This is a genomic window from Gracilibacillus kekensis (assembly GCF_900143085.1).
GTDB lineage: Bacteria > Bacillota > Bacilli > Bacillales > Amphibacillaceae > Gracilibacillus > Gracilibacillus kekensis.
In genome coordinates this window covers 143,956-157,418 of sequence record NZ_FRCZ01000007.1, presented here as the reverse complement: position 1 = coordinate 157,418, position 13,463 = coordinate 143,956, and the positions used below count along the sequence as shown (strand labels likewise).

Annotated in this window: 10 protein-coding genes; 3 read left to right on the top strand and 7 right to left on the bottom strand. The window is 38.3% G+C overall.

All coding sequences use genetic code 11. The features are described from left to right. Window positions 1–626: 626 nt before the first annotated feature. The 4 genes from BUC25_RS15995 to BUC25_RS15980 all read right to left on the bottom strand — a co-directional run bounded on the left by BUC25_RS15995 (window position 627) and on the right by BUC25_RS15980 (window position 4,961). Window positions 627–1,814, bottom strand: a complete 1,188-nt coding sequence (locus BUC25_RS15995) for an aminotransferase-like domain-containing protein (protein WP_073202978.1) — start codon at window positions 1,812–1,814, stop codon at window positions 627–629. Between the two features lie 72 nt (window positions 1,815–1,886). Further along, window positions 1,887–2,681, bottom strand: a complete 795-nt coding sequence (locus tag BUC25_RS15990; RefSeq protein ID WP_073202893.1) for an ABC transporter ATP-binding protein — start codon at window positions 2,679–2,681, stop codon at window positions 1,887–1,889. Continuing rightward, entirely contained in the window at window positions 2,674–3,678 is a 1,005-nt protein-coding gene (locus BUC25_RS15985) for an ABC transporter permease (protein WP_073202892.1), read from the bottom strand. Before BUC25_RS15985 ends, BUC25_RS15990 begins: the two co-directional genes overlap by 8 nt. A gap of 218 nt (window positions 3,679–3,896) precedes the next feature. Next, on the bottom strand, window positions 3,897–4,961 hold the full coding sequence (locus tag BUC25_RS15980; RefSeq protein ID WP_073202891.1) for an ABC transporter substrate-binding protein: 1,065 nt from the start codon (window positions 4,959–4,961) through the stop codon (window positions 3,897–3,899). Window positions 4,962–5,145: 184 nt separating this feature from the next. Between BUC25_RS15980 and BUC25_RS15975 the strand changes: the two genes are divergently transcribed. Continuing rightward, window positions 5,146–6,240, top strand: coding sequence for an NAD(P)/FAD-dependent oxidoreductase (locus BUC25_RS15975; protein ID WP_073202890.1), 1,095 nt, complete (start codon window positions 5,146–5,148; stop codon window positions 6,238–6,240). A gap of 717 nt (window positions 6,241–6,957) precedes the next feature. On the opposite strand, the gene ilvD is transcribed toward BUC25_RS15975, so the two are convergent. After that, window positions 6,958–8,649, bottom strand: coding sequence for a dihydroxy-acid dehydratase (gene ilvD / locus BUC25_RS15970; RefSeq protein ID WP_073202889.1), 1,692 nt, complete (start codon window positions 8,647–8,649; stop codon window positions 6,958–6,960). 174 nt (window positions 8,650–8,823) lie between these two features. Between ilvD and BUC25_RS15965 the strand changes: the two genes are divergently transcribed. Continuing rightward, a complete protein-coding gene (locus BUC25_RS15965) occupies window positions 8,824–9,351 on the top strand; it encodes a M15 family metallopeptidase (protein ID WP_073202888.1) in 528 nt (175 codons plus the stop codon). Here BUC25_RS15965 and BUC25_RS15960 read toward each other — a convergent pair. Together BUC25_RS15960 and fni are read right to left on the bottom strand one after the other, a co-directional pair. Then, a complete protein-coding gene (locus BUC25_RS15960) occupies window positions 9,348–10,346 on the bottom strand; it encodes an NAD(P)/FAD-dependent oxidoreductase (RefSeq protein ID WP_073202887.1) in 999 nt (332 codons plus the stop codon). The two genes, BUC25_RS15965 and BUC25_RS15960, sit on opposite strands and share 4 nt — an antisense overlap. 10 nt (window positions 10,347–10,356) lie before the next feature. Then, window positions 10,357–11,385, bottom strand: a complete 1,029-nt coding sequence (fni, locus tag BUC25_RS15955) for a type 2 isopentenyl-diphosphate Delta-isomerase (RefSeq protein ID WP_073202886.1) — start codon at window positions 11,383–11,385, stop codon at window positions 10,357–10,359. A 393-nt stretch (window positions 11,386–11,778) separates the two neighbouring features. On the opposite strand from fni, the gene pepT reads away from it, so the two are divergent. Further along, the gene (gene pepT, locus BUC25_RS15950) at window positions 11,779–13,020 is read left to right on the top strand and encodes a peptidase T (protein WP_073202885.1); all 1,242 of its coding nucleotides are present in this window, start codon (window positions 11,779–11,781) and stop codon (window positions 13,018–13,020) included. Window positions 13,021–13,463 lie beyond the last annotated feature (443 nt).

Here is a 13,463-nt window from a genome sequence, read left to right as displayed (position 1 = left end):
CATCCAATCTTATAACAAAAAGGCAGGGACATAACTATTGTTTCAACTTCAAACACGCGAATGATGTAGTATGGATCGTTGCGCAATAACGGAATACTGTGCAATAAATAATGCAGTAATCTTGAGATTGTTTTAAGTGGTTAACAACCGCTCCGGCTGTCCACTTCCCTTTCCGTGGGGTTTTCCCTTCAGCTAACTTTTCCAAGCAAAAACCGCTTGAAAAAGTGGATCTTCAGGTAAAACATTACCACAGGAGTGAAAGTGGGCGGCCTACGCTAATATAATGGTTCTACAACTACTGTGACAGATATCATTTTGAGCTTTCACTCCAAATAATGAATTTTTACAATGATAGAAAAACCAATAAGCTTCCTTATGCTAGTTATGCTAGCGTTGTATAACATTAAAATAGCGCAGGCGTCCACTTCGACTCCTGAGGGATTAGCATGATCTGAAGATCCACTTTGAAAAGTGTTTTTCTTTTCAAAGTTAGCTGAAGAGCATGCCCCTCGGAAAGCGAAGTGGGCAAGCCGGAGCGGTTGGTACGCTCATATTTACTGTCATAATAGCCACATCATTTTATTGTGTAATATATTTAAAATCTTTTGCCCAAAGCTTATCCTTCTTTATACGTTAATATTAGTTGCTTCTAATACTTTTACAAACCGTTTCATACCTTCTTCAATTAAGGTTGGTTCTGAGTTGGTAAAGTTTAAACGCAGTGTATTCTGTTCAGGGTCGGATACATAGAAAGGTGCTCCTGGTACGAAAGCTACTCCCTCCTTAACCGCTTCGTTCAACAGATCTGTTGTGTTGATTGCTTCAGGTAATTTCACCCAGAAGAACATGCCACCTTTAGGCACAATATATTTTAATCCATCAATTTCTACTGAATCGAGCAATTTTTTCATGACAAGCATCCGCTCATAATAGGTTTCCCTGATCGTTTGAATGTGCTGATCAATATCAAAATCATTAAGAAGGTGTACGAGTGCATGTTGGCTAATTGAATTGGTATGAAGGTCTGTCGCTTGCTTAGCTTGGGCCATAATACGAATGATTTGATGTGGACCAACGATCCAGCCTATTCGCATAGCTGGCACAACTGTTTTAGAAAACGTACTCGTATAAAGCACTAAATCATTGTCATCTAAAGATGCAATCGATGGTGGTGCTTCTTTTTCATCGAATTGCAATTCACCATATGGATCATCTTCAAAAATAACAACATGGTATTTATTCGCTAATTCTAACAATTTTTGACGTCTTTCCAATGACCATACTTTACCAGTTGGGTTAGAGTAAGTAGGTACGACATAAATGCATTTTGGTTTTAAACTGACTATTTTTTCTTCTAAATCTGCTAAAATCATACCATCATCATCTGAATCTACTGCAACTACATTCGTTTCATATGAGTCAAATACTTGTATAGCTGCTAAGTATGTCGGATTTTCAGTTAAAATAATATCACCTTTATTGAACATGACACGCGAAAATAAATCAATTGCCTGTTGACTTCCCGATGTCACCAGGATATTTTCAGCTGATCGGTTTAACCCTTTTTGTTTCATCCGTTCTGCTAATAAGGCTCTTAACTCCGCTACACCTTCTGTTTCACCATATTGAAGTGCCTTATTATTTGTGGTTACAGCTTTATGAAAAGCCTTATCAACAGCTTCTACCGGAAATAAACTTTCTTCGGGTAGCCCACCTGCAAAAGAAATAATATTACCTTGATTAATAATCTTTAAAATATCTCTTACTGCTGAAGACTTCATATATTTCACACGTTCTGAAAAACCATACTTCATCATGTATTCCCTTCCTTCTATTGTTTAGAAAAGACAGTTACTTTTTTAAAAAAGTAACTGTCTGCCAATATCCTAACCTAGTATTGCTCGATCGTTTTCCATTTGCGTACCACGGATTCGTTGGAATTCATGTAATAATTTCTCAATTGTTAATTCCTGCTTTTCTTGACCGGATACTTCTAAAATAATTTGACCTTTATCCATCATAATTAAACGATTTCCAAGGTCTAATGCTTGTTGCATATTATGTGTCACCATTAAAGTTGTTAAGCCGAATTGTTCAACGACTTCACCAGTTAAGTTAGTAATGAGCTCAGCTCGTGAGGGATCTAGTGCTGCTGTATGTTCATCTAACAAGAGAATATTTGGTTCAGTGAAGGTTGCCATTAATAAGGAAAGTGCTTGACGTTCCCCTCCAGAGAGCAAACCAACTTTAGCGTTTAATCTATTCTCTAACCCTAGATGTAAAGTTTCTAGGTGCTCTTTAAATAGCTTCTTTCTTTTCTTACTAACTCCTGCTTTAAGTGTGCGTTTTTTATTACGGGCATATGCCATCGCAAGGTTTTCTTCAATTGTCATCGTAGGCGCGGTGCCTGCCATGGGGTCTTGAAAGACACGACCAATCATACGAGATCGTTTATATTCTGGCAGCATTGTCACATTTTTATCATTAATTTTTACTGTACCGATATCTGGTTTTAATGAACCTGATACCATATTCATTAACGTCGATTTACCCGCACCATTACTACCGATTACTGTAACAAAATCACCTTTTTGCATTTCCAGATTAATATGTTGTAATGCTTTCTTCTCATCCAATGTACCTTCATTAAAGGTAATGGAAATATCCTTCATATTAAGCACTATTACCCTCCTCTCTGCTAGACAACATTGCTCGTTTTTTACGTTTTCGATTTGCCTCTTTACTCGAGGCAATTATTTTAGGTGTGACTAGTGCAACAATGACGATAACCGATGTGATTAACTTGGCATCTCCTGTTTCCAAAAATTCTACTTTTAAAGCCATTGCTAAGACCCAGCGGTACACGATTGCTCCACCGATTACAGCTAGCGTTGTACGTGCAATTGTTTTTGTTCCAAACAATGCTTCACCAATAATCACAGATGCGAGCCCGATCACAATCATACCAATACCCATACTAACGTCTGTAAAACCACCCTGTTGAGCAATTAAAGCACCAGATAAAGCAACTAACGCATTCGAAATACCTAGACCCACAATCGTTAATATGTCTGTATTAGCTGAAAAGCTTCTGATCATTTTTTCGTTATCACCAGTAGCTCTTAATGCTAAACCAACCTCTGTCTTCAAAAAATAATCCGTTATAAATTTAATCGCTAATGTAACTACAATCATAATAATAACAATTGCCCATGTCTGAGGGAGAATCCCTATTCCCATAGACGTAATCATATTGTTTAAAAAATCATCAATCCCTAAAGCAGCCCAAAAACCTTCAACTTGATTAAACATAGTGGATTCATTTAATAAAGAAACGTTTGGTTTACCCATAATCCTCAAGTTAATCGAATAAAGAGCGATCATCATTAAAATACCGGACAGCAGTGGATTAATCTTCCCTTTCGTATTCAAAATTCCAGTAACTACACCAGCCAAAAATCCAGCCAGCACAGCATAAATGGTTGCTAAGACTGGTGGTACACCATTAACAATCGAAATAGCCGCAACTGCTCCACCCGTAACAAAACTTCCATCTACCGTTAAATCCGGGAAATCTAAAATACGAAATGAAAGATAAACACCTAATGCCATCAAAGCATAAATAATACCCGATTCTACAGCACCAAAAGTTGAAATAAAAAAACTATCGAAACTCATTATAAACTTCCTTTCCTTCTCCACATCCATTCATAGAAAACTCCGACACTTACCCCATTTGATTAAGTAAAACTACAATCAGTGGGAGTTCTTAACTCCCACTGATTGTTAACGTTCGTTACTGCCACCACTTCGCTTCTCAGTTTAAGCTCGAATTTTTAAAGAGCGGTATTACTAATGGTTGCTCTGTGATAAATGTCGAGGATTCAAAAGAACGATTACTCTTCTTCAGCTGGTTCTAATAGTTCAGCATCTTCATCCCAGTCTTCATGCCATTCTACACCTTGTTCTTCTGCTGCTTCTTCATTAATAAATAACTGCATGCTTGGTGGCACTTCTACAGGAATATCTGCAGTTGTTTTCTCACCTGTTAGAACCTCAACTGCCATTTCGCCAGTACGGTAACCTATCGTATGATAATCAATTCCAAATGTAGCAAAACCACCACGAGCTACAGAGTCCGGTTCACCTACTAACATTGGTATATCCTGTTCTTCAGCGATTGCTACTACTGTCTCTAATGCGGAAACAACTGTGTTATCCGTTATGATATAGAACACATCCGCTTCACCAACTAATGAAGTGGTCGCTTGTTGTACTTCAGAGGTATTACCTACTGTTGCTTCTGCAGTGGATAGGCTTGTTCCTTCTACCGCTGCATTTACCGCTTCAATTTGTGCAACAGAATTGGCTTCTCCAGCATTGTAAACTAATCCGATCGTTGAACCTTCGAAATAAGTATCGATAAATTCTACTGTTTTTGCAATAGAATCAGGGTGCATATCTAATACTCCGGTAATATTTTCACCCGGCTGATCCATTGCTTCAACAAGACCGCCTTCCACTGCATCCGTTACAGAAGTAAATAGAATTGGAATATCACTTGTTGCATTTAATGCACTTTGCGCACTTGGAGTAGAGTTAGCGAAGATTAAGTCTACATCGTCTGCTACAAAGTTATTAGCAATCGTGCTTGCATTATTTTGATCGTTTTGTGCAGATTGAAAATCATATTCAGCTTCTAAACCTGCATCTGCAATTGCTTCTTTAAATCCTTCGAAAGCTGCATCTAAAGATGGATGCTCAAGAATTTGTGTTGCACCTATCTGGTAGACTTCGTCAGTTGATGCCTCTTCTTCACCATTTGTTTCATCTGTTGTTTCTTCTGTTCCTTCGTCATCCGAAGAGCCATTTGTACCTTCATTTTCATCACTTGTTCCACATGCTGCTAAAACAAGGACACTGAAGAAAGTTATAACAAATAATAATAGTAGTTTCTTCATTCCCTTTTCCCCCATTTTCTTTGTATTTGAAATTTTCAAACTTTTACGAACCATTATAGCACATGTTACTTCACATAGGTATAGATTCTAGTGAAATATTACTTTGAAATAAATGGGATTGCTTGCTATTCTGGATAGTCTAATGCAAACTACCAATAGAATCGTAATGAAAAGAGTGAGTTATATGAGCAAAATCATTGTAGTTGGTGCAGGTATCGTTGGTGTATCTGTTGCTTATCAATTATCTAAATCAAACCATCAAGTAACATTAATTGATGCTGATTTTGAAGGCAGAGCAACTAGTGCTGCAGCTGGTATTATCTGTCCATGGGTTTCCCAACGACGCAATAAGGCTTGGTATTCCTTAGCATCTAAAAGCGCCAAATTTTATCCACAATTAATACATGAGTTAAAAGAGCAAGGCATCGAGGAAACTGGTTATAAACAAGTAGGAACCCTTGTTGTGAAAGATGATGAGAAACGTTTAAATAAAATAGTAGAAATAGTAAATAAAAGAAAAGAACATGCACCAGAAATAGGTGAAATTAAGTGGCTTAACACAACAGAAACAAAAGAAAAATTCCCTTTAGTTGCTGATGGTTATTTTTCTTTATATGTAAGTGGTGGAGCCAGAGTCCACGGGGAAAAACTCAGACAGGCATTATTAGCAGCATGCGAAAAAAATGGTGTGACGTTTGTTACTGGAGAAGCAAATTTTATTGACAACACGATTACGGTAAAAGGTGAACCATTTACTGCAGATAAGATCGTTTTAACAGCCGGCGCTTGGTTTACAGAGCTGGTGAAGCCGTTAGGAATTCAAGGACAAGTGAAACCACAAAAAGCTCAAATAACTACCCTAAAAATAGAGGAGGATACCAGTGATTGGCCTGTGATAATGCCACCTGGTTCACATTATATGGTTCCATTTGAAAATGGCGTTATATCTGCTGGCACGACACATGAGGATGATGCAGGATTTGATACAGATATAACACCTGGTGGCATACATCAAATTTTTACTGATACCTTTAATATTGCCCCGTCACTTGCACAAAGCAAGTTATTAAAAGTAGAAGTTGGTTTCCGACCTGTAGCACCTAACTTTTTACCAGTATTCGGTGAACTGCCGAATCACCCAGGAATGTATGCCGCTAACGGACTAGGATCTTCAGGTTTAACCACTGGTCCATTTATTGGAAAAGAACTAGCTAAACTTGTGGTAGGAGAGCCGTTGGAAGTAGATGTAAAAGACTTCCCTGTTTCAAGTATTCTATAACGTATTAAGTATGTTTTTTTCTTCACGGGAATTGTTACCTTTTCCCGTCTAGCCAGCACTTATTCCCGTTAAGAGAAAGGGAATTCCCGTCAAGCGATGTTCAATTCCAGTGAATAAAAAGAAGTCTTACTTACACTGAGAAAAACCGGGAAAGCCCACCCGGTCCTTGTAGTAGTAATTTTGAAATGGATAATAGATTTAACACACGCTACGGCTTGCCCACTTCGCTTTCCAAGGGGCGTGTCTTCAGGTAACTTTTGTAAAGAAGTTCACTATACAAAAGTGGATCTTCAGATCACGCTGATCCCTTAGGAGTCGCGAAGTGGCCGCCTGCGCTAAATAATGCGCTACAATGGATGTAAGTAGTAATATGGCGACTATTATTTCATAATGTTCATAAACCTCAACAAGTTAGCTGTCTCAAACGTTGTAGAATCACTTTATAGCGTAGGCCGTCCGCTTCCACTCCTGTGGCATCCGTTTTCCCTGAAGATCCACTTTTTTTGAGCGGTTTGTGCTCGAAAAAGTTAGCTGAAGGGAAAACGCCACTGCATAGAAAACACTACGAAAGCTTGCTTGAGTAGATGTTGCACTTGTGCCCGTGGTAAAAGGGAAGTGGACAGCCGCAGCGGTGCGTTGATACCGCGCGGGTTATATGCTTTCTTTCCTTACAAAAAAAGATGCCAATCTATCATCAGATCGGCATCTTTTTTATTATTATTGATCATTACGATTAATAAAATCGGTTACGGCACCTAATGATGAACAAGAAACATTGTGTGCATATTTTCCTAAAACACCACGTTTATATAGTTCTGGTGCTTGCCAGTTGGCACGGCGTTTTGCTATTTCTTCTTCAGCAACATCCATAGAAATTTCTTTTTGTTCTGAATCAATTGTGACCATGTCGCCTTCTTTTAAGAATGCGATTGGACCTCCAGACTGTGCTTCTGGTGCAATATGTCCTACTACAAGACCATGTGTACCACCGGAGAAACGACCGTCTGTTAATAAGGCAACAGATTGTCCAAGACCTTTTCCAACTAGAATAGCTGAAATGGAAAGCATTTCTGGCATGCCTGGTCCACCTTTTGGTCCTACATAACGGATAACCAGTACATCACCTTCATTTATTTCATTATTCATAACGGCGTTGGTTGCCTCTTCCTCGTTATTGAAAACACGAGCAGGTCCTGTATGGCGCTTTACTTTGACACCAGACACTTTCGCAACCGCTCCACTTGGAGAAAGGTTTCCTTTTAACACGATTAACGGACCATCTGCACGGTATGGATCACTTAAAGGATGAATGATATCCTGATCATCAGAAAGAACTGGTGCATCTGCATAATTTTCTGCAATGGTCTTACCAGTAACAGTTAGACAATCCTCATGTAAGAAACCATTATCTAATAATAGTCGCATAACAGCTGGAACCCCACCGATTTTATGTAGGTCTTCCATTACATACTTACCACTTGGTTTTAAGTCTGCTAAGTGTGGTACTTTTGCTTGGATACGATTAAAGTCATCCACTGTTAAATCTACTTCTGCTGCATTGGCAATTGCTAATAAGTGTAATACCGCATTGGTAGAGCCACCTAATGCCATAACTGCAGTAATTGCATTTTCAAAAGCTTTTTTTGTTAAGATATCTTTTGGATAAATACCTTTTTCTAACAAATGATACGCTGCTTCCCCTGCTTTTTGACAATCTTCCCATTTCTCTGGAGATTCAGCTGGGTTGGAAGAACTTCCTGGTAAACTCATACCAAGTGCTTCAACAGCTGTTGCCATTGTGTTTGCTGTGTACATACCACCACATGAACCAGCACCAGGACAAGCATTACATTCAATACCTCTTAATTCTTCATCATCAATGTCACCATTGTTATGTTTACCGACACCTTCGAAAACAGATACGATATCCAGTTTTTCACCTTTACGGTAACCTGGTGCAATCGTACCACCATATACGAATACTGCTGGCACATCGGAACGCGCAATCGAGATTAAGCAACCAGGAATATTTTTATCACAACCACCGATTGCAACATAGGCATCTAGATTCTCTGCGCCTACTACTGTTTCAATCGAATCAGCAATTACATCACGGCTCGGTAGTGAGTAACGCATACCAGAAGTCCCCATTGAAATACCATCGGATACGGTAATGGTATTAAAAATCATTGGTACCCCACCAGCTTCACGTGCACCTTCTTTTGCTTTAATTGCTAAATCATCCAAGTGAATATTACATGGTGTAACCTCACTCCATGTACTCGCAATCCCAATCATCGGTTTTTTAAAATCTTCATCTGTTACCCCTACTGCCCGTAGCATCGCACGGTTTGGAGCACGTTTTGCATCATCAAACACTTTACTTTTGATACGTAAGTCTTTCCCCATTCCACTTTTTCCTCCCAACTATATTTTCTAGCATCAGAACTAGAATTTCCTATATTTTAAATTTTCTAAAAAATTCAGATTGAGAAATGCCTAACATTACTTCTCAATAATGATATAGTATCATATATTTAGAAATTACGGAATGATTCATATCACAAAATAGAGGGGAATTAAATGAAAGTTCGCATAATTTTTATACTATTGTTACTAGTTATCCTAGCATATCTCTTTTTTCAGTATCAAAAATATAGTAATCGACCTATGCCTTCTTCTTTACATCCGCTTGTAGAAGAAGCGAGTGACGCGTTAATCGATCAAGCGGAACAAAAAGGAATCTCTATCATCATTACTGATGGCTTCCGCTCTATTGAAGAACAAAATGAAATCTATCAGCAAGGACGAGAGACAGACGCAGAGATTGTTACCTATGCAAAGGGTGGAGAATCTTATCATAACTACGGATTAGCAATAGATTTTGCCTTACAACCTCGTCAAGGTGAGGTAATCTGGGATTTAGAATATGATGGTAATGAGAACGGTGAAAGTGACTGGGTGGAAGTTGTTGATATTGCAAAATCATTAGGGTTTTCATGGGGCGGGGACTTTGCTCGTTTTAAGGATTATCCACACTTGCAAATGGATTTCGGATTAAGTATCACCGAACTAAAATGGGGTAAACGACCAGAAGATGTGATCGATTAACCCCTATAGATGACCGTGCTATATAATTGCTCTGTTACCGTTGGATCAATAAATTTATGTGCTTTATTAATTGCTGTTATCGCCTCGGTATATCCGGAAGCAATCAAATTCGTTTTACCATCGTACTGTACAATATCACCTGCAGCAAATATGCCTGATACATTGGTTGCCATATTACCTTTTACTGTAATACGGGCTTTTCGTGTTTCAATTTCCCATTTATCAAAAGGTGTGGGTTCTAATTCTAATCCATGAAAAGTAAGAATTTCTTCTGCATCGATTATGTGCTTTTCATTCTCACTATTGCTTATTTCGATCGCTTGTAACCTATCATTTTCCATGAACAAATCAGTGAAGGCTGTTTGAAAATGTACCTGTACAGAACTTTTAAGCAAAAGATCTAAATCGTTCTGTTTAACTTGATGAAACGATGAGTCTGGATTAATTATTGTCACGGATTCTGCTTTATCTTTTAAATACAAAGCCCAACCTACGCCTACTTTATTATTGGAAGCGATCACTACTTTTTTATCCGCATATTTCTCACGGTTCATTAAATTTGTAGGAACTTGCTTGCGAAAAGCAGGATAAGGTAGCGCATGCCAGTCGTCAGATCGCTTGGTATGAAAAGTACCTGAACCTGTTGCAAGTAAAACCGATTTAGATAAATGACGATCACCGCTACTCGTTTGTAAAGTGAAATGCTTGCCGTCATTGTCAATCGTTTCTACCCACTGATCGGTTAACATAACTGGTTGGTGACGCTCTGCTTGAGCAATCATTTGTTGTACTAAGTCTTCACCAGATATAGCCGGAAAGCCTCCGACATCATATATTAATTTCTCAGGGAAAAACTGCATGACTTTACCACCAAATTGTGACTGTGACTCAAGTAATTTCACTTTCATACCACGCATCGTCGCATAGTACGTTGCAAATAACCCGGTCGTACCACCACCAATTATCGTGATATCAAATAAGTCTTGATTATCCATTATTGCACCTCTAACCTGTTATTAATCGATTTGTCCGTTTTAATGAGGATATATCTTTTGCTCCAATACCAAACATTACCATTTGCAACTCTAATTCACGGACTTTCATCCATTCTATCACATTTTCCGGTGAGTCAATTGCTTCTTTTAATATCGAGCGAGCAAACCCTACATAATCTGCTCCTAAGCCAATCGCTTTAGCTGCATCCAAACCGTTACGAATACCGCCACTTGCAACTAAAGGGCTCTGTGGTAAGACTTTTCTTACATCCTGTACACATTCTGCTGTTGGATTTCCCCAACTAGCAAAAGCTTCTGCCGCTCTTTTCTTAATGGTCTCTTTGGATCGCAACTTTTCAACCTGACTCCATGACGTACCGCCCGCTCCAGCCACATCGATAAAATCAATACCTGCATTCATTAATTGTTTGGCAACTTCTGAATCAATACCAAACCCTACTTCTTTGGCACCAACCGGAATCGATAATGCGTTAGTCAATTCTTTAACCTTTGGTAACAGGTTGTAGAAATTAGTATCTCCACCTGCTTGAATCACTTCTTGAATAGTATTGAAATGCAATACAAGAGCGTCTGCCTCCGTCCATTCAATGATTTGTTTCACTTGATCAATGGTTACACCATAATTTAGTTGGACGGCTCCTAAGTTTGCCACAATCGGGATCGTTGGGGCATATTCTCTTAGTTGGAATGATTGTCTATATTGCTCACTTTGTAACATAACGCGGGTAGATCCTAAAGCAAAAATCCAACCTTGTTTCTCTGCAGCAATTGCTAAATTACGATTAACTGATTCCGCTAACGCTGCTCCACCTGTCATTGAACTGATAAGATAAGGGGATTTGATTTGTTTTGTGAAAAAGGTGGAGGACATATCAATTGCGTCAAAATCGATTTCAGGTAAAGCGTTGTGCTGAAACCTAAAACGATCAAAACCATTTGTTACCCCTCGTCCAAGTGATTCATCTGTTAAGCTATAGGTAATATGTTCGCTTTTTCGTTTATGTATGTCTTCTGTCATAAGCCGATCCCTTCTCTAATGGTTGTTTCCCTAACTAATTAAACGAAAGGCGTCTGTTTAGTTAGTTTTTTGCAAATATACTTAATAATGCTATAGACCTTTAACATATTTTAAAGTAAAGAAAAGCCAGATAATTATAGCTCTTTTGTTCTCAATACTTTCATTCATTATTAATAATAGTTTATCATAAATCGTTTATGTATCACTATTCGTAACTACTTGATTGACATATATTCTTTGCCTATCTACCGGGAGATTGTTCGTTCTTTGCAAGAAGTAATGGATCTTGAAAGAAATAAACCTACTTTGGGTATTACAAATGATAACACCGTGATAAAATAAGGAGGATTAAAGAAATTAACAGATTGATTAACGAAAATGGAGTGATACACTATGAGGCAATCATTGATTGATCGACTAGTAACGTATGCACAGATAAATACCCAATCGAATGAACAAAACAACACATGTCCATCTACAGAAGGCCAGTGGGAGCTGGCACATCTTTTAGTTGAAGAATTAACGAAGATTGGCCTGGAAGACGTCCATGTTGATGAACACGCCTATGTGACTGCCACTTTGCCGAGTAATACGGATAAAGAAGTACCTATCATCGGTTTTCTAGCTCATTTAGATACAGCCACAGACTTTACGTCCGAAAATGTGAAGCCTCAATTAATCAAACAATACGATGGTAAGTCTATTGTTTTAAATAAAGAGAAGCAAATCATCCTTTCACCAACCGATTACCCTTCTTTACACAAATATAAAGGTCATACATTAATGACAACCGATGGCACGACTTTGTTAGGTGCTGACAATAAAGCAGGAATTGCTGAAATTATCACAGCGATGGATTATTTCATTCAACATCCCGAAATCCCACATGGTACGATTCGTATTGCCTTCACTCCTGACGAAGAAATCGGCCGCGGTCCTCATAAATTTAATGTCCAAATGTTTGGGGCTGAATTTGCTTATACAATTGATGGGGGGCCTATAGGAGAATTACAATTTGAAAGCTTTAACGCGGCGGCAGCAAAGATAACAATAAAAGGAAATAATGTACATCCTGGAACAGCAAAGGGCAAAATGGTACACGCTACCAAAATTGCAATAGACATTCAGATGCGTCTGCCTAAGGATCAGGCACCGGAATACACCGATGATTATCAAGGCTTTTATCATCTACTCTCTTTTACTGGAGATACAGAAGAGGCGAAGATGTATTATATCATCAGAGATCATGATCGCCAAAAATTCAATAAAAAGAAAGATATGCTTCAATCAGTTATTCAAGAAGCACAGAAAACGCATGGCGAGGATAAGATTCTATTAGAAATGCAGGATCAATATTATAACATGGCTGAGAAAATTGAACCTGTTAAATACATAGTAGATATTGCTGAACAAGCAATTCGAGAAGTTGGTGTTGAACCGGTTATTCAACCCATTCGCGGTGGTACAGATGGTTCTCAACTCTCATTTATGGGATTACCAACACCAAATATTTTTACAGGTGGAGAAAACTTCCATAGCAAATACGAATTTATCTCGATTGACAACATGGTGAAAGCCACGGAAACCATCATCAAAATAGCAGAAAATTTCACGAAAAAGCGAGTCAGCAAGTGACATTATACTAATAAAATAGAGGTAACTTTTAAATTAAAACACGAACGAGGCAATATGTATTATTGTGCAATAAAAGGAAACTGCGCAATAAATGATGTAGTAATTTTGAGATGATGTTTGTGCTTAGAAACCGCTACGGCTTGTCCGCTTCTCTTTCCGTGGGGTTTTACCTGAAGATCCACTTTTTTAAGCGTTCTTTTCTTAAAAAAGTTAGCTGAAGGGAAAACCCCACGGAAAGGAAAGTGGGCAGCCGGAGCGGATGTTTATCAGACAATACATTTCAAAATTACCACTTTGGCTAATAAATACACATAAGTTATTGCGTAGTATGTTCCTACTACACATCAAAATCCAAACGATTTCGAAGGCCTTTTCAATTCGAATCGTTTGGATTTTTATATTTATAGAATTCTTTTGTTAAAGACTCTTTTTCATTAGAGTAA